Source organism: Vibrio sp. 10N.247.311.13, assembly GCF_041467595.1.
GTDB classification, from domain to species: Bacteria; Pseudomonadota; Gammaproteobacteria; order Enterobacterales; family Vibrionaceae; genus Vibrio; species Vibrio crassostreae_C.
This window is the reverse complement of sequence record NZ_JBFSUX010000008.1, coordinates 108,277-124,097: the sequence shown is the minus strand read 5'-3', so window position 1 is coordinate 124,097 and position 15,821 is coordinate 108,277. Positions and strand designations below refer to the sequence as shown.

At 44.5% G+C, this 15,821-nt stretch carries 18 protein-coding genes; 10 read left to right on the top strand and 8 right to left on the bottom strand.

All coding sequences use genetic code 11. The features are described from left to right. The first annotated feature begins 482 nt into the window (after positions 1 to 482). Positions 483 to 695: a cold-shock protein gene (locus AB6E52_RS05720; RefSeq protein WP_017071067.1), complete on the top strand. Its 213-nt coding sequence runs from the start codon at positions 483 to 485 to the stop codon at positions 693 to 695. A 332-nt stretch (positions 696 to 1,027) separates the two neighbouring features. Here AB6E52_RS05720 and AB6E52_RS05715 read toward each other — a convergent pair whose 3' ends face one another. Then, positions 1,028 to 1,894 (bottom strand): YicC/YloC family endoribonuclease, encoded by an 867-nt coding sequence (locus AB6E52_RS05715; RefSeq protein ID WP_017059268.1) that lies wholly within the window; start codon positions 1,892 to 1,894, stop codon positions 1,028 to 1,030. A 248-nt stretch (positions 1,895 to 2,142) separates the two neighbouring features. On the opposite strand from AB6E52_RS05715, the gene rph reads away from it, so the two are divergent. Next, positions 2,143 to 2,859 carry a ribonuclease PH gene (gene rph, locus AB6E52_RS05710; protein ID WP_009847983.1) on the top strand — a complete coding sequence of 239 codons (717 nt, stop codon included), beginning with the start codon at positions 2,143 to 2,145 and terminating at the stop codon, positions 2,857 to 2,859. A 107-nt stretch (positions 2,860 to 2,966) separates the two neighbouring features. Continuing rightward, positions 2,967 to 3,608 (top strand): orotate phosphoribosyltransferase, encoded by a 642-nt coding sequence (gene pyrE / locus AB6E52_RS05705; RefSeq protein ID WP_017059267.1) that lies wholly within the window; start codon positions 2,967 to 2,969, stop codon positions 3,606 to 3,608. Positions 3,609 to 3,685: 77 nt separating this feature from the next. Here the strand turns inward: pyrE and lpxL are convergent, their stop codons facing one another. The 3 genes from lpxL to coaBC all read right to left on the bottom strand — a co-directional run bounded on the left by lpxL (position 3,686) and on the right by coaBC (position 6,677). After that, the gene (gene lpxL, locus AB6E52_RS05700) at positions 3,686 to 4,666 is read right to left on the bottom strand and encodes an LpxL/LpxP family Kdo(2)-lipid IV(A) lauroyl/palmitoleoyl acyltransferase (protein WP_017063085.1); all 981 of its coding nucleotides are present in this window, start codon (positions 4,664 to 4,666) and stop codon (positions 3,686 to 3,688) included. A 39-nt stretch (positions 4,667 to 4,705) separates the two neighbouring features. After that, a complete protein-coding gene (gene slmA / locus AB6E52_RS05695) occupies positions 4,706 to 5,296 on the bottom strand; it encodes a nucleoid occlusion factor SlmA (RefSeq protein ID WP_004741428.1) in 591 nt (196 codons plus the stop codon). A 139-nt stretch (positions 5,297 to 5,435) separates the two neighbouring features. Further along, entirely contained in the window at positions 5,436 to 6,677 is a 1,242-nt protein-coding gene (gene coaBC, locus AB6E52_RS05690; protein ID WP_065584549.1) for a bifunctional phosphopantothenoylcysteine decarboxylase/phosphopantothenate--cysteine ligase CoaBC, read from the bottom strand. A 223-nt stretch (positions 6,678 to 6,900) separates the two neighbouring features. Between coaBC and radC the strand changes: the two genes are divergently transcribed. The 6 genes from radC (at position 6,901) to AB6E52_RS05660 (ending at position 10,921) form a co-directional block, all read left to right on the top strand. Then, complete coding sequence (radC, locus tag AB6E52_RS05685) at positions 6,901 to 7,575, top strand: DNA repair protein RadC (protein ID WP_102320668.1); 675 nt, start codon at positions 6,901 to 6,903, stop codon at positions 7,573 to 7,575. 291 nt (positions 7,576 to 7,866) lie between these two features. Further along, positions 7,867 to 8,103 (top strand): 50S ribosomal protein L28, encoded by a 237-nt coding sequence (gene rpmB / locus AB6E52_RS05680; protein WP_004728407.1) that lies wholly within the window; start codon positions 7,867 to 7,869, stop codon positions 8,101 to 8,103. A gap of 13 nt (positions 8,104 to 8,116) precedes the next feature. Then, a complete protein-coding gene (gene rpmG, locus AB6E52_RS05675) occupies positions 8,117 to 8,284 on the top strand; it encodes a 50S ribosomal protein L33 (protein ID WP_002535344.1) in 168 nt (55 codons plus the stop codon). Between the two features lie 204 nt (positions 8,285 to 8,488). Beyond that, positions 8,489 to 9,013: a hypothetical protein gene (locus AB6E52_RS05670; protein ID WP_032546317.1), complete on the top strand. Its 525-nt coding sequence runs from the start codon at positions 8,489 to 8,491 to the stop codon at positions 9,011 to 9,013. A 2-nt stretch (positions 9,014 to 9,015) separates the two neighbouring features. Continuing rightward, positions 9,016 to 9,825, top strand: coding sequence for a bifunctional DNA-formamidopyrimidine glycosylase/DNA-(apurinic or apyrimidinic site) lyase (gene mutM / locus AB6E52_RS05665; RefSeq protein ID WP_102320665.1), 810 nt, complete (start codon positions 9,016 to 9,018; stop codon positions 9,823 to 9,825). A 91-nt stretch (positions 9,826 to 9,916) separates the two neighbouring features. Further along, the gene (locus tag AB6E52_RS05660; protein ID WP_102320664.1) at positions 9,917 to 10,921 is read left to right on the top strand and encodes an NAD-dependent epimerase; all 1,005 of its coding nucleotides are present in this window, start codon (positions 9,917 to 9,919) and stop codon (positions 10,919 to 10,921) included. Between the two features lie 131 nt (positions 10,922 to 11,052). Here the strand turns inward: AB6E52_RS05660 and AB6E52_RS05655 are convergent, their stop codons facing one another. The 3 genes from AB6E52_RS05655 to AB6E52_RS05645 form a co-directional block, all read right to left on the bottom strand. Further along, complete coding sequence (locus AB6E52_RS05655; protein ID WP_016792613.1) at positions 11,053 to 11,805, bottom strand: glycosyltransferase family 25 protein; 753 nt, start codon at positions 11,803 to 11,805, stop codon at positions 11,053 to 11,055. Positions 11,806 to 12,055: 250 nt separating this feature from the next. Further along, positions 12,056 to 12,538, bottom strand: a complete 483-nt coding sequence (gene coaD, locus AB6E52_RS05650) for a pantetheine-phosphate adenylyltransferase (RefSeq protein WP_017063092.1) — start codon at positions 12,536 to 12,538, stop codon at positions 12,056 to 12,058. Between the two features lies 1 nt (position 12,539). Continuing rightward, positions 12,540 to 13,622, bottom strand: coding sequence for a glycosyltransferase family 9 protein (locus AB6E52_RS05645; RefSeq protein ID WP_017063093.1), 1,083 nt, complete (start codon positions 13,620 to 13,622; stop codon positions 12,540 to 12,542). Positions 13,623 to 13,718: 96 nt separating this feature from the next. Between AB6E52_RS05645 and AB6E52_RS05640 the strand changes: the two genes are divergently transcribed. Then, on the top strand, positions 13,719 to 14,432 hold the full coding sequence (locus AB6E52_RS05640; RefSeq protein WP_102320663.1) for a 3-deoxy-D-manno-octulosonic acid kinase: 714 nt from the start codon (positions 13,719 to 13,721) through the stop codon (positions 14,430 to 14,432). 39 nt (positions 14,433 to 14,471) lie between these two features. On the opposite strand, the gene waaA is transcribed toward AB6E52_RS05640, so the two are convergent. Continuing rightward, entirely contained in the window at positions 14,472 to 15,734 is a 1,263-nt protein-coding gene (gene waaA / locus AB6E52_RS05635) for a lipid IV(A) 3-deoxy-D-manno-octulosonic acid transferase (RefSeq protein WP_102320662.1), read from the bottom strand. Positions 15,735 to 15,821 lie beyond the last annotated feature (87 nt).

Below are 15,821 nucleotides of genomic sequence, written 5' to 3'. Positions count from 1 at the left end.
CGCTTTATTTGTTTCAAGAAGAGCTTGTTCTATCCATTCTAGTTGAATGGCGTTGACGACAGATTCGTAATTATCCGTATCCTCAATAGTCTCGTGCGCCATTGCTAATTCTTGTTCAAGCATAAAAAAATCCCCATCAACGTTGTTGATGGGGATTATCTGCTAACTGCAGGATCGTTCAAGTCTTCTTAAACGATCGGCATTAAACGATATCGTTGGGCTTTTAATTTAAGCCAGTTGAACAAAAAAGCATCAAATTGTCCAAATAACGCTTTACAAGCAGGCTCAGATCACCAAGAATGGCGTCGCTCTGTTCTCAGGGTTATTAAATGAAACATCCAGTTGTAAAGTAGAACCCTTAGTATTGCTTCATTGTTATTCTCAGTGTTTCCCTTAGCTTCATAGATACATTAAATAATTCAAGCTTTCAGCGCATCGCACTTTTGGCGATTAATTTTTTATTTTTATATAAGGGACACATCATGTCTAACAAAGTAAACGGCGTAGTAAAATGGTTTAACGAAGAGAAAGGCTTCGGTTTCCTAACTCAAGACAACGGCGGCGCTGACGTATTCGTACACTTCCGTGCAATCGCTTCTGAAGGTTTCAAGACTCTTAAAGAAGGCCAACAAGTGTCTTTCGAAGTAGAGCAAGGCCAAAAAGGTCTTCAAGCTGCAAACGTTGTAGCTCTATAAGATTTTAAGTCGGCGCAGGTTGCAACAGCAACTTGCGTCACTTTCTCTCTCAAATTTGTTTCCCCCCTCAGTTTTACCGCAACACTCTTCTCCATTAGCAATACCCTCTCTAAGTATTCAAAAATCCTGTTTTACGTCCGTTATCTCGTTCTAACTATCGTTGTATCTGTTCTTTGCTCTAACTCAACCTTCTACGTAACAACCAGTCACTTGCTCATCCTGATTACTATTACTGTATCCATAAAAAAAAGCCCCTAAAATTAGGAGCTCATTTTGATCTAATCAACACTGATTAAGCTGATTATTCTTTATCGTGTACAGCTTACAGACTGTTATTCAATGTTCTGGATCTGCTCACGCATCTGTTCGATAAGAACCTTAAGCTCTACGCCTGATGCTGTGATGTCTGTGCTGATAGACTTAGACGCTAGCGTGTTTGACTCACGGTTGAACTCTTGCATCATGAAGTCTAGCTTACGGCCACAAGCGCCACCTTTCTTCAGTACTGCATTTGCTTCTTTCACGTGAGAATCTAGACGGTCTAGCTCTTCTGCTACGTCTGACTTCTGCGCAAGTAGGATAAGCTCTTGCTCAACACGAGAACCTTCAAGTTCGATTTTCGCATCTTCAAATTTGGTAAGAAGACGCTCACGTTGCCACTCTAGGATCTCAGGCATGCGTGCACGAACTTTCACTACTTCTTCAGTGATTGCATCTAAGCGCTGTACGATTAGCGCCTTCATGTTCTCACCTTCACGAGCACGAGCATCAATGAACTCTGCGATAGCATCGTTGAATGCTTCAAGTAGGTCTTTGTTGATGGCATCCATGTCTTGCTCTGGCGTTTCCATCACACCAGGCCAATTCATGACTTGGAATGGGTTCAAACGGCTGTCTTCACCTGTCATCGTCATTACTTGGTTCGCAGCATTGATTACTTGCTGAGCCAAACCTTCGTTAATGCTTAGTTCGCCCTTTGCAGCAGGGTTTGCTTCAAAGCGTAGGTTACATTCAACCTTACCGCGTGCAAGACGCTTACGGAAACGCTCACGCAAGATTGGCTCTAAACCACGGAACTGTTCAGGCATACGGAAGTAAGTTTCTAGGTAGCGTTGGTTTACACTACGGATTTCCCATACTGCGCTGCCCCAATCGCCTTTTACTTCTTTGCGTGCGTACGCGGTCATACTATAAATCATCGAATTTTCCTGTCTTTTATCATTCTGAAAATAACGCGCACGCATAGTATCACGATATGGTGTGCTCTCGAAGCCTGTCGCTTTTCACTGTAAATAGCCTTTCGTGATAAATAGCTTTGAACGGTAAATAGATTTGCACGATAAACTGCTATATAATCTTGCCCCAATCAAAACTGTCTCACCCCTTTCTTAGGTGATGCACTCTTTCGATAGTAAATCACTTCAGACTGTTAATAAGGTAGATACCAATGCGTCCAAATGACCGTGCTGTAGATCAAATTCGTCCAATTAAAATTACTCGTAACTACACAGCTTATGCTGAAGGTTCTGTATTAGTTGAGTTCGGCAACACTAAAGTTCTATGTAATGCGACGGTAGAAGAAAACGTACCGCGTTGGTTAAAAGGCCAAGGAAAGGGTTGGGTAACGGCTGAATACGGCATGCTGCCACGTGCAACGCACACTCGTAACCGTCGTGAAGCGGCGAGCGGCAAGCAAGGTGGTCGTACGATGGAAATCCAACGTCTGATCGCTCGTAGCCTACGTGCTGTTGTTGACCTGAAAGTAATGGGTGAAATTATGATCACTGTCGATTGTGATGTTATCCAAGCAGACGGCGGTACTCGTACTGCTTCTATCTCAGGTGCAAGCGTTGCAATGGCTGATGCTATCAACAGCCTACTAGCAAGCGGCAAACTGAAAAAGAACCCAATGAAAGGCCACGTAGCGGCAGTTTCAGTGGGCATCGTTGGTGCACAAGCACTGTGTGACCTTGAGTACGTTGAAGACTCAGCAGCCGATACCGACATGAACGTTGTAATGACGGAAGACGGTAAGATGATTGAGATTCAAGGCACCGCAGAAGGCGAACCGTTCAGCCACGAAGAGCTGATGCAGCTTTTAGCCCTGGCTAATAAGGGCATTGCCGATATCGTCGAAGCGCAGAAAGCTGCGTTGGCCGACTAGTCATTTTTAATAGCTCCCAATTTGGGGGCTATTTTTTTGTCTGTAAAACCTGAAAGGGTGGTACAGGGCGTAAGTTAAGTTTTATTGAGTAAACATAGAGGATGAGCATGAAAGCATATCAACGTGAATTTATTGAATTTGCACTAGAGAAAGAAGTACTTAAGTTTGGTGAGTTTACTTTAAAGTCTGGCCGCAAGAGCCCTTACTTCTTCAATGCTGGATTGTTTAATACAGGTCGTGACCTAGCGCGCTTAGGTCGCTTCTACGCAGCAGCATTGGCTGATTCTGGCATTGAGTTTGATGTACTATTTGGTCCTGCATACAAAGGTATCCCAATTGCAACGACGACAGCGGTTGCACTAGCGGATCACCACGATGTAGACACGCCCTACTGCTTCAACCGCAAAGAAGCGAAAAACCACGGTGAAGGTGGCAACCTTGTCGGTAGCGCGCTTGAAGGTCGCATCATGTTAGTGGACGACGTGATCACTGCAGGTACTGCGATTCGTGAGTCGATGGAAATCATCCAAGCAAATGGCGCTGATTTAGCGGGCGTGCTTGTTGCTATCGACCGTCAAGAGAAGGGCAAAGGCGAACTGTCTGCGATTCAAGAAGTTGAGCGTGACTTCGGTTGTGCGATTATCTCAATCGTTAGCCTGACTGACTTGGTGACTTTCCTTGAAGAGAAAGGCACAGACGCAGCACATCTAGAGTCAGTAAAAGCGTACCGCGCTCAATACGGCATCTAATACTACTCGTAATTAGACTATAGAATGCACAAGGGGCTGATGATTCATCAGCCCCTTTTCTTTTGGTTCAGTATTCATTATTTATAACGAATGCCGCGCTCCACTTCTGGGTCTTCCATGGTCTTAAAGCGCTTGTGCAGCCACATCCACTGTTCTGGTGCTCTTAAGATAATCTTCTCAAGGTAGCGGTTCATGTAGGCGGCAGCCGCTTTCTCATCTTTCTGTGGATAGTCATCTTCGATCGATTCATCGGCCATGATCTCATACTTGCCATCGGCATTTCTAAAACCAGAACCCGGAACAAGTGCGCATCGGCTCGTATAAGCCAGAATACTAGTGCCTGTTGTAGTACATGCATCTTCTACAGCGAAGAAAGGCACAAACACAGACTTGTTACGACCGTAATCATGATCCGGTAGGTAGAAAAGGATCTCACCCTGACGCAGGATTCGAATCATACGCTTCACGTCTTTACGGTGAATCAGGCGGTTGCCGTTCTGAGTACGACCACGGTATTGAATGAATTCATAAGCCGGATTGTTGTGCGGGCGATAAACACCTAAACCTGAAATACCGAGAACAGCCATTGCTCGCGCAGTGATCTCTAGGTTTAAGGCATGCACACAGCATAGAAGAACACCTTTACCGTTAGCTTTGTGCGTACGCAGTGTTTGGGTGTCTTTATCTACTAGGATGCGCTTGAAGCGCCACGTAGGCCAAAACCAGGTAATGCCGGTTTCGATGAGTGCCATACCTGTGTTCTTAAAGTTCTCACTGACCATTGCCGCGACTTCATCTGCTGGCTTGTCTGGGAAGGCGAGCTCCAAGTTACGTGTTGCTACCGCGACGCGCTTTTTACCATAGCGAGCACCCAAAGAGCCTAACGATCGGCCTAACAGCAGTAAGAGGCGATAAGGGAGAACGTTAACAATAAGCGCCAATAACCCAAAACCAAACCATACACCCCAATATTTAGGGTGAAGTAGAGCTAGAGTAAAAGGCGGCTTAGTAATCACGTGTTGTGCTGTGCCGTTTGCTGAAGAAGTTTTCGTCGTCATAACCATCACTTAAGATTTGATTGCCACTTAATTTGATTGCTACTTAATCTGAGCGCTTAGCAGTGCCCAATAAGCATCGAAGTTTTCTGTCGGTTGATATTTGAAGTCTGAGCGAACAAATCGATTCAAGCTGCCTTCAACTTGACCTAGCAGCTGAGCGGCTAAGATTTTCTCATCAACCGGGAATGATTTCCCTTCACGAAGCTTTCTTTCACGCAGGATCTGGCGAAGTTGCGTCTCAATGCGTTCGAAAAGTTGGTTGATGCGATCACGCAGGCGTTCATTTTCAAACATTAGAGCATGACCAGATAAAATTCGAGTCAGGCCTGGGTTACGTTCTGAGAAAACTAAGATAAGTTGTAGTACTAGGCGTATGCGCTCTAGCGTGTCTTTCTCTTCATCCAGAATACGGTTGATTCGAGACATCAACGCTTCTTCAATGAACTCGATCAGGCCTTCAAACATGCGGGCTTTGCTTGGGAAGTGGCGGTATAACGCAGCTTCAGAAACACCCACTTGCTTGGCCAACTTTACCGTTGTGATACGAGAAGCACCTTCGGTCGATTCCAACATTTGTGCGAGAGCTTGTAGGATTTCTTCACGACGGTTTGATTTTCGAGTACCAGCCATCTATTTACTTCCTTTCCTAAAGATGAGGATTGAGTGAAGAAGGATTATAAACACCATTCAATTCTGTTTCCTAGTTTTGTAAGCCCTAGGTCAACAGAATCGAGAGGTGTCAGCAGATTATCAGAGCAAATTTGTGCGTTTATACATTAATAAGCTGTTGGATCTGATCGAGGATCTGGAAACCAAGTGTGTCTTTGCTTTCCAGTGGCAGAGATTTATCGCCGCCTTTCCAATAAAGGTGCAGCTCATTGCTACTGCTATTGAAGCCTTGGCCTTCAACTGAGACGTCGTTGGCGCAGATCATATCGAGGTTCTTTCTTTCCAGTTTACCGCGTGCGTACTTCTCAACATCTTGAGTTTCTGCTGCGAAGCCGACAGTAAATGGGCGACCTTCGGTCATTGAAGCGACAGAAGCGACAATATCTGGGTTTTTAACCATTTGAATGGTCATGTCGTCTTTACCGTCGACCTTTTTAAGCTTTTGGTCTGCAATGGTCTCAGGGCGGTAATCGGCAACTGCGGCGCAGCTGATGAAAATATCGTGTTGAGAAGCGTTAGCAGTAACGGCATCAAACATCTGTTGTGCGCTGTCGACATCAATACGATTAACTTTATTTGGCGTTGCTAATGAAACAGGGCCGCTGATTAGAGTCACTGTTGCGCCTTGTTTCGCGGCTGCTTCAGCCAGTGCATAGCCCATCTTGCCCGAGCTGTGGTTGGTAATGTAACGCACCGGGTCAATCGCTTCACGAGTCGGGCCTGCAGTAATCAACACAGAACGGCCAGCAAGTGGCTTAGGTTGGAAGAAGTCTTCACAGCGATGCACGAGCTGCATTGGCTCTAACATACGACCCATACCGACATCACCACACGCTTGCTCGCCAGCCGCTGGCCCCCAAACTTCACAACCACGACGTTTTAGTGTCGCAATGTTCTCTTGAGTGGCAGGGTGGCTGTACATTTGTTGGTTCATTGCCGGAGATACCGCAACTGGCGCATCGGTTGCTAAAACCAAAGTGGTCAGTAGGTCGTTACCCATGCCCGCTGTCATACGAGCAATCAGGTCTGCGGTTGCTGGCGCTAGTAATACCAAATCAGCCCATTTTGCGAGCTCAATGTGCCCCATGGAAGCCTCAGCAGCAGGATCAAGCAAACTATCAGACACTGGCCTTCCAGAGACGGCTTGCATGGTGAGAGGAGTGATGAACTCCTTGGCTGCATTTGTCATCACGACTTGTACTTGCGCCCCACGCTCAATTAAGCGTCGAGTCAGTTCGGCACATTTATACGCAGCGATACCACCACTAATGCCAAGTAGGATTTTTTTCCCAGCCAGGCCTTGTAGGTCAGCGTTATCCAGTTGATTAACCAATGTTTGCATGATTCTGTTCCTTAATTTCTCTGCGACTTACGATATCAGAACAAAGGATAAGTGCCTAGAAGCAGAACTCGAACAGAGTTGACGCTCATCAAGTTGGTGTTATCAAACTTATCAATTACACGATTTTGTTAGTGTCTCGTTTCCTTTGATCTCTATCGAAGGATCTCTGATTACGATCTCATTAAGGTGATGGGTTGTGTTCATGACCAATGATTGTCTTTATATGCCAATAGATAAAATACCTGCCGAATCGATGCCGAGAGAAAAGTTGTTAAATAGAGGGCCTGATTCTTTGAGTGATGCGGAATTGCTCGCGATATTTCTGCGAACAGGGACACAAGGAATGAACGTCTTGGAACTCGCAGACAAGTTGATCAAAGACTTTGGCTCGCTCCGCCATCTCTTTTCAGCAACGCAGGAAGACTTTTGTGCTCATAAAGGGATGGGGCAGGCCAAGTATGTTCAATTGCAAGCTGTGTTAGAGATGACGCAGCGTTATCTAGCAGAGACTTTATCTCGTGGAGATGCGCTTACTAGCCCAAGTCATACTAAGCTTTATCTCTCGAGCATGTTGCGTGATCGCCAGCGAGAAGCCTTCTATATATTGTTCCTCGATAACCAAAATAGGGTAATAAAGGACGAGGTGATGTTTGAAGGAACCATCGATGCCGCATCGGTTTACCCGCGGGAAGTGGTTAAACGGGCACTTCATCATAATGCGGCGGCATTAATCTTAGCTCATAACCATCCTTCAGGTGTTGCTGAGCCCAGCCAAGCGGATAGGCGGATTACACGCCGATTAACCGACGCATTAGCGCTGGTGGACATCCGAGTTCTCGACCATTTTGTCGTTGGAGATGGTGAAGTTGTCTCTTTTGCAGAGCGTGGATGGATTTGAATCACATTTTAGGTTGTTAGTTGCGTTAAATCTGCTATTATTCCGGCCACATTTTTAGACCTAAAATCAGCTCTGATTACTCAAGCAAGCTGCGCTGCACAAAAAAAGATCACGAAATCCGTAAAAAGGATCTGTTCGGGTCTTGAGCAATGCGTGTCAAGTTAGTATAATGCGCGACCTTTGATAGCCTTGTATGGATTTTCCATAACGGTTTTTACCTTCTATTTTAATTGATAGAGAGGTTCGGCCACCAAGGTTGATATCGAGCTGAAACGATTGGAGAAGACATTCATGTCCCGAGTATGCCAAGTAACTGGTAAGCGTCCAGTAACGGGTAACAACCGTTCACACGCACGCAATGCTACTAAGCGCCGTTTTCTGCCGAACCTACAAACTCATCGTTTCTGGGTAGAGAGCGAAAAACGTTTTGTTAAACTACGTCTAACTGCTAAAGGCATGCGTATCATTGATAAGAAAGGCATCGATGCTGTTCTTGTTGATATCCGTGCACGTGGCGAAAACGTTTAAGAGGAATTAAGCAATGGCTAAAGGCATTCGTGAGAAAATTCGTCTAGTATCTTCTGCAGGTACTGGTCACTTCTACACAACTGATAAGAACAAGCGTAACATGCCAGGCAAATTTGAGATCAAAAAGTTTGATCCAGTAGTTCGCCAACACGTTATGTACAAAGAAGCTAAAATCAAGTAATTGATGCTTTTTTTGCTCTTCTTCAGTAGAAGAAAGAATTGAAAAACCCAGTTTAATCGCTGGGTTTTTTTATATCTAAAATTTGAGGAACTCAATTATTCTTGCTTGATATAGCCTCTGATAGATAGAAATCTGTACAACATAGAAAGTATTGCCACTTTCACGATATACTGAATGTTCAATAGGTTAGATGAGCAGAATCAGATGAGATATCGTGGACGCCGGTGGAACAACATACTCATGTTCAGTGTGATCGCTTTTATTGGCGTGTTAAACCTTCCAACATTGATCAAAGCGTACCTTATCGAGCCTGAACCGCAGGTTGATAGCCCTTATCCTTATCTCCTGAACCCAACAGCAAAGCTTCAAGCGTTACACTTTGCTAAGTGGTCTGTCATTCAACAAGATAATCAATGGGTTTACCAGTTCGAAGATACTGACTTTCCTCAAGCCACCAATGCACAAGAGCTGTCACAACGTTGGAAAGAGCTTGTGGGCACGGAAGTCGACTCACAGACCTACACAGACCTTACGCCTCGGTTAAATACACCACACACCATCGAAGTATGGTACCAAGACCAAGAAGAGCCCCAGCGTATTACCTATTATCAATTGCCGGAGTTCTGGTTGTTAAAAAACTGGAATGATCAGTGGTTGGCGGTGTCTATTGAAGAGAGCTACCTGTTTCCAAGCTTTAACGCTAACCACTCCTCTAAATCGGACGACTAACTATGCCTGAATTACCCGAAGTCGAAGTAAGCCGTATGGGGATCTCGCCTCATTTAGTTGGCGAGACCATTAAAACCCTTACTTTTCGCACGCCTAAGCTGCGTTGGGATATCCCACAAGAGTTAAAAGCATTAGAAGGGCAGGTGATTCGCTCTATCTCGCGCCGTGCAAAGTACCTATTGATTGAAACGGATACTGGCACTGCCATTGTTCACCTTGGTATGTCTGGCTCACTACGCGTATTAGATGCTGACTTCCCAGCAGCCAAACACGATCACGTGGATCTTAAGCTCACCAACGGCAAAGTACTGCGCTATAACGACCCTCGCCGCTTTGGCGCTTGGCTGTGGGCTGCTCCCGACGAAACACACCCTGTGTTACTCGGTTCTGGCCCTGAACCACTAACCGATGACTTCAACGCTGACTACATTGCTGAGAAAGCAGAAAAGCGTAAGGTTGCCGTTAAGCAGTTCATCATGGACAACAAAGTAGTGGTTGGTGTGGGGAATATCTACGCTAACGAAGCCTTGTTCTCTGCAAAAATCCACCCGTTACGATCGGCAAACAAAGTGACCAAAGCCGAATGGATCTTGTTAACCGATGAGATTAAACAAGTACTCGCAACGGCTATCAAGCAAGGTGGTACTACGCTGAAAGATTTTTCTCAGGCTGATGGTAAACCAGGCTACTTCGCACAAGAGCTGCAAGTGTATGGTAAAGCAGGTGAAAAGTGCCCTAACTGTGAAGCTCTAATCCAAGAGTTAAAAATAGGGCAGCGGAACACGTTCTTTTGTGAAGAGTGCCAAGTATAGAAAATCTGAACTCGTGTTCACTTTTTATTGCTAGTCGATAGGCTAGCGAGTGGCTACAATTGTACTAATTATATGAATTGAGAATAGTAGAATGAAATATTTAGTAACTGGCGTTGCTGGTTTTATTGGCTCTGCAGTGTCAGAGCGACTATGTGCGGCAGGGCATGAGGTTGTTGGTATCGATAACCTAAATGACTACTACCAAGTCTCTTTAAAGCATGACCGCCTTAAACGTATCGAACATGAAAACCTGACCTTTATCGAGCTGGATCTCGCTGATAGAGAAGGTATCGCTGAGCTTTTTGCTGAGCAAAAATTTGACCGTGTGATTCATTTAGCAGCGCAAGCTGGCGTTCGTTACTCAATTGATAACCCAATGGCGTATGCCGATAGCAACCTTGTCGGTCACTTAGCTATTCTTGAAGGTTGTCGCCATAATAAGGTTGAACACCTCGTTTATGCTTCATCGAGTTCCGTTTATGGCTTGAATCAAAAAATGCCATTCCATACAGCAGACAGTGTTGATCACCCGATTTCACTGTACGCCGCGACTAAGAAGTCGAATGAGTTGATGGCGCATACCTATTCTCATTTATACGACGTACCAACGACAGGTCTTCGCTTCTTTACGGTTTACGGCCCTTGGAGTCGCCCTGATATGGCGATGTTCAAGTTTGCGAATCTAATCGTAGCGGGCAAAGAAATCGACATTTATAACAACGGCGACATGATGCGTGACTTCACTTATATCGATGATATCGTTGAAGGTATTATTCGTGTTCAAGATCGTATACCAGCCAAGCAACCAGATTGGACCGTTGAGCAAGGGTCACCAGCAACCAGTTCTGCTCCGTATCGCGTGTTTAACATCGGTCATGGCAGCCCGGTTAAATTAATGGACTACATCGAAGCATTAGAAGGTGCTCTAGGTGTTGAAGCGAAAAAGAACTTCATGCCAATGCAGCCTGGTGATGTGTACGCGACTTACGCTGATACGGAAGATTTGTTTGAAGCGGTTGGCTATAAACCTCAAGTGAAGATCCAAGAAGGCGCGAAAGCTTTTGCGGATTGGTATAAAGCTTACTACTCACTATAAGAGTTAGTTTCTCTTATAAAAATAGCGCTCAATGAGCGCTATTTTTATAGGTAATCGCATGATTGCTTTTTAGGTATAAGTATAAGCATAAAGAGAGGGGGCAATTTAATGTGAGTGTACTTTTCCTAGACCTAGAATTTTGGTCTGAACTCTTTATCTAGTACTGCAAGGTGATAAAGGTTTGTTGATAGATTAAGTGCCATACTCTTTATTTTGTTCACAATCTTCATAAAGGCGACAGAATAGTCTTTTCTACCTTTATGTTTACGACTACCGATAATTGACGGCCGTTTACTACGCTGTAATCCAGCAGAAGAAACACCAAACATGGGGTGCTTATGAATCCAAGTATTCCTTAAGAATACATCAACTGGATAATTAAAAGTTGAACTTTGTTCGATGAAAGCTTGTGCCGCTTTGGGAGATATAGCATAGCAGGCGGTTCCTTGAGGAACTTTCAAATACTTTACAAGATGCTGTGTATCGTACTTATCAACTGAATAATGTAGTCTATTCTTACTGTCTTGTAAGCGAATAAAACCACACTGCTCAATATGCTGCTCGGCGATAGTCAAAGTATTGCGAAATATATCGATATCAATATCGGCATGATCTTCGAAGACTAAAATGGGTTCATTTAACTCTATGCATTTTTGCCAAATAAGATAATGGCTTGCATAACACCCCACTTCCCCAATTGCATGCGGTCTACCCATATTGTGTAAAAAAGCTCTATCGTGAATTCTTGTTAGTAGAGGATGTTCATCGGTTCGTGCATCCACTCCGATAAAAAACTCAAAATCAACCTGAGCATCCTTAAGGGCGTTAGCTGTTGATTTTTGCCTACAATGGTTTGCTTTTAAGGTAATACAGTATGATTTCATAAAGCTATATTGATGTGTTTATTTATAGTGAACCATAGTAACACTCGCCTGGATTTTTGTAATAACGGTTCACTTATTTAGCGATTATGGTTGTGACGGGCTTCAAGAATGTTGAGGCAGTATGGCTGATTGACTATTAGTGGTTCTGTAGTGTCGGAAAGATCGTGCTCGGGGCGGATTAAATTATAGGTATTAATAAAAATAGCGCTCACTGAGCGCTATTTTTATTTTTCGGAGTAGATAAAGAGAACTACTTGGCTGTTTTTATTGTGATTTCGTCTGCTACTTTTTGTGGTACAAACTGGCTAATATCCCCTCCGTGTATAGCGACTTCACGAACAATGGTTGAAGAGAGGAAAGCATACTCTTCTGAAGGGGTCAGAAATACGCTTTCAAGGCCAGGTAGGAGCTTACGATACATGCTAGTGAGACCAAACTCGTACTCAAAGTCCATGGTTGTTCTTAGACCACGTACTAATACGTTTGCTTGCTGCTGTTTAGCAAAGTCGACTAGTAACCCTGAGAATCCCTCTACAGATACGTTAGGTAAGTGAGACACCGCATCACGTAACAACTCTACACGTTCATCTAACTCAAACATGGTTTTTTTACTTGGGCTCGCTGCTACTCCAACAGTGATATGGTCAAACATGCTAGCGGCACGAACAATGATATCAAGGTGGCCATTGGTCACCGGATCAAAAGTTCCTGGATAAATAACGTGTGTGCTCATTTTAGCTGTCCTTGCTTAATGTAGTGTTCGAATTCGGTGCTTTACTAGAGTTTAAGGCCTTATCGAGTTGCTGCTTTACCATATCGAGTGTGATGTCTTTCATCAGGTCATCGCCTTTAGCACGGGTTCCCCATGGAAGGTCTGCGACTGGTTTACCTTGTTGTGCTTCTACGTGCTGTTGATAAACACTCACTACGATATCGAGATCGTTGTAAGGTCCTGTTCTACGAGGGTCGCTGTGTGCGTACAAGCCGATTACAGGCGTTGACTGCGTAGTTGCCAAGTGGGCTGGGCCAGTATCAGGTGCCAATACCACCGTTGCATGTTTCAGTACGGCAGTCAGTTGCTTCAAGTTCGTTTTGCCAATCAAGTTGGTTACTGGCGACTGGCATAATTTTTCGATGTCGCTACCAAGGTTAACTTCTCTTGGTGCCGGAGAACCACATAACACCACTTGCATGCCTTGTTCGACAGCATAATCAGCAATAGCTGCATATCGCTCAGTTAACCAATTGCGTGAATCTTTGCTTGCAGCTGGGGAGATAACCAAGGTCGGCTTGTCTGCCATGGTGCTAATTGCGAGTTGTTCATCTTCAGGTGTTAAAGGGATATCCCATTGAGGCTTATCGAAGGGGGCACCAATGTAGCGAGCAAATTCGGCAAAGTTATCCAACACATGAAACTTATCTGAAATAGGTAGATGGTGGTTGGTAAAGAGTGACTGCATTTCACGAGTACGGTTTTTGCCAAATCCCACTTTGCACTTCGCCTTTATTCCCCAAGATAGCACGCTGGCTCTGAGTGCGGCTTGCATATGCAGAAGTGCATCAAATTTACGATCAGATAGCTGACGCCATAATTCACGCATTCCTTTGAAGCCTTGTTTCTTATCGAAAACAATCACCTCAATACCGGGTAGATCGCCGATCAGCATGGCTTCTATTTTGCCCGTTATCCAAGTGATTTTCGTTTCAGGCCACTGCTTCTGGATGGCTTGAACCACAGAAATAGCATGACAAACATCGCCAATCGCGGAGAGGCGAAGTATGCAAAGAGATTGAGGTGCAGTTGAGAACAGTGACATAAAGTGCCCGAAAAAAGTGAATAACATCAGAATTATGCAGATACTCGCATTAGTTGTAAAATAGCAATGACGAAAAGCGACCCAAAGGCCTCATAGATGGAAACGATTAGCACCAAGAACCAAACAATTTGGTACGACCCTGAACTTTTGGCTCAGGTACCAGAGGGCGATATCGCTCAGATTTTTGAGGCTGAATATTGGCAGCAACAAGACGCCATTTCAGGCAGTGCTCAAGGGCGCGGTACCACATGGTTCATTCAGCTTGATGGAATACAGGCCGCATTGCGCCATTATCGCCGTGGCGGATTGTTTGGGAAGCTAGTCGAAGACCAATATCGTTTCTCTGATTGGGAGAGTACTCGCTGCGCTATGGAGCTTAATGTCCTAAAGATATTGGCAAACGCAGGTGTGAATGTACCGAAGCCTATTGCTGCTAGAGCCATTAAAAGCGGACTACTTTATCGAGCGGACTTAATGTCTGAACGAATTCCCAATGCCAAAGATCTGGTTGATGTCTTGGTCAATGGCCCGATAGATGCGGATGTTTATCGTCGAATTGGGCAAGAGGTACGCAAGATGCACGATGCTGGGGTTAATCATACCGATCTCAACATTCATAATATCTTGCTTGATGACTCGCAAAACGTGTGGATTATTGACTTTGATAAGTGTGGTCAGCAAGCGGGTGATGACTGGAAAGAAGGCAACTTGAATCGCTTAAAGCGCTCGTTCTTAAAAGAAGTGAACAAGCGCCAGATTCAATGGCAAGAGTCGGATTGGGAGCCGATATTAAAGGGTTATCAAGGTTAGATGTTAAAAGGCTACCAGGCTAATTAAATCAAATGGTTGTTAGCCAATAATGTGTTGTAAGGTGCTATCCAACGCCCCTCGGTTCTGCTCAACTACTTGATAAGCCGCTAAGCCTTTAGTTTTACGCAGTTCTGATTGTTTGAACAGTTGTTGGAGTTGGCCTGCGATACCTTGGCTATCTTGACAAATAACCACGGCATTGGCTTCCAGTAGCTTGTCGGTGATCTCGCTAAAATTAAAGTAGCTAGGGCCATTCAATAAAGGTAGTTGTAGGGCTGCTGGTTCTAGAAGATTGTGGCCACCTACCTTATCGCCTACAAGGCTTCCTCCCATAAAACACACATCAGCACCACCGAGTAAGGTCAACATTTCTCCCATCGTATCAGCAATATACACTTCAACATCAGAGGCGATAGGTTGTTGACTTGTTCGAGTGATGGTGTTGAATTCTTGCTGTTTAGCCAGTTCCGTCACTTGGCTGAATCGTTCAGGGTGGCGAGGCACAATCATCAGCAAGGTATTTGGGTTGTCTTTTAGAAGTTGCTTATGAGCATCTAAAACAATTTCATCTTCACCTTGGTGGGTACTCGCAGCAATCCAGACATCACGATTAAAGCCGACTTGATCCCTCAAAGCTTTACCTTTTTCTACTTGTTCAGAAGAGACTTCAATATCAAACTTGATTGAGCCTGTCACATGCACCGATGCTTTATCTAACCCTAATCGTATAAAACGCTCAGCATCACTTGGGTATTGGCAGAGTACTTGAGAAAGGTTTTTCGCTAGAAGGTTAAACACGGATTGGAATTTAGCATAGCGCTGGCACGAGCGCTCAGATAGGCGAGCGTTGAGTACTGAAATAGGAATCCCAGCTTTCGCGACGCAATGTAACGTGTTTGGCCAAAGCTCTGTTTCCATAATCAACATTTGCTTTGGTTTTACTGATTTAAGGAAGCCTCGTACACACCAAGAAAAATCAATCGGCATGTAGCGATGTTCGACCAAATCACCGAGTTTTTCTATCTGCTCTGCACCCGTGCTGGTTGTGGTGGTAACGATAATGACTTGGTTTGGATTGCGTCGCTTCAGTTGCTTTATGATCGGTACGGCGGCAATCGATTCACCAACCGATACTGCGTGAATCCAGATAGGATTCTTACCTTGAGTTTGCGGTGTGATCCCGAAATGTTCTTTCCAACGCTGACCAAAACTTGGCTTTCCAGGTTTGCTCTTATAAAGCCCATACAGCAGTAGCGGAGAAGCTAATGACAATATGAGAGTATAGATAAGTCGTATAAGCATAAGAACAGTGACACCAGAAGGCAAAATCAATATTCAGAAGAGTATTTTCTTCAATCTCGAAAGTAAAGAGCGTTATAATTAAATGCT

Excerpts from the sequence above, each read along its gene's own strand:
- AB6E52_RS05720 (WP_017071067.1), top strand. The coding sequence starts at position 483 with ATGTCTAACAAAGTAAACGGCGTAGTAAAATGGTTTAACGAAGAGAAA.
- AB6E52_RS05715 (WP_017059268.1), bottom strand. The coding sequence starts at position 1,894 with ATGATTTATAGTATGACCGCGTACGCACGCAAAGAAGTAAAAGGCGAT.
- rph (WP_009847983.1), top strand. The coding sequence starts at position 2,143 with ATGCGTCCAAATGACCGTGCTGTAGATCAAATTCGTCCAATTAAAATT.
- pyrE (WP_017059267.1), top strand. The coding sequence starts at position 2,967 with ATGAAAGCATATCAACGTGAATTTATTGAATTTGCACTAGAGAAAGAA.
- lpxL (WP_017063085.1), bottom strand. The coding sequence starts at position 4,666 with ATGACGACGAAAACTTCTTCAGCAAACGGCACAGCACAACACGTGATT.
- slmA (WP_004741428.1), bottom strand. The coding sequence starts at position 5,296 with ATGGCTGGTACTCGAAAATCAAACCGTCGTGAAGAAATCCTACAAGCT.
- coaBC (WP_065584549.1), bottom strand. The coding sequence starts at position 6,677 with ATGCAAACATTGGTTAATCAACTGGATAACGCTGACCTACAAGGCCTG.
- radC (WP_102320668.1), top strand. The coding sequence starts at position 6,901 with ATGCCAATAGATAAAATACCTGCCGAATCGATGCCGAGAGAAAAGTTG.
- rpmB (WP_004728407.1), top strand. The coding sequence starts at position 7,867 with ATGTCCCGAGTATGCCAAGTAACTGGTAAGCGTCCAGTAACGGGTAAC.
- rpmG (WP_002535344.1), top strand. The coding sequence starts at position 8,117 with ATGGCTAAAGGCATTCGTGAGAAAATTCGTCTAGTATCTTCTGCAGGT.
- AB6E52_RS05670 (WP_032546317.1), top strand. The coding sequence starts at position 8,489 with ATGAGATATCGTGGACGCCGGTGGAACAACATACTCATGTTCAGTGTG.
- mutM (WP_102320665.1), top strand. The coding sequence starts at position 9,016 with ATGCCTGAATTACCCGAAGTCGAAGTAAGCCGTATGGGGATCTCGCCT.
- AB6E52_RS05660 (WP_102320664.1), top strand. The coding sequence starts at position 9,917 with ATGAAATATTTAGTAACTGGCGTTGCTGGTTTTATTGGCTCTGCAGTG.
- AB6E52_RS05655 (WP_016792613.1), bottom strand. The coding sequence starts at position 11,805 with ATGAAATCATACTGTATTACCTTAAAAGCAAACCATTGTAGGCAAAAA.
- coaD (WP_017063092.1), bottom strand. The coding sequence starts at position 12,538 with ATGAGCACACACGTTATTTATCCAGGAACTTTTGATCCGGTGACCAAT.
- AB6E52_RS05645 (WP_017063093.1), bottom strand. The coding sequence starts at position 13,622 with ATGTCACTGTTCTCAACTGCACCTCAATCTCTTTGCATACTTCGCCTC.
- AB6E52_RS05640 (WP_102320663.1), top strand. The coding sequence starts at position 13,719 with ATGGAAACGATTAGCACCAAGAACCAAACAATTTGGTACGACCCTGAA.
- waaA (WP_102320662.1), bottom strand. The coding sequence starts at position 15,734 with ATGCTTATACGACTTATCTATACTCTCATATTGTCATTAGCTTCTCCG.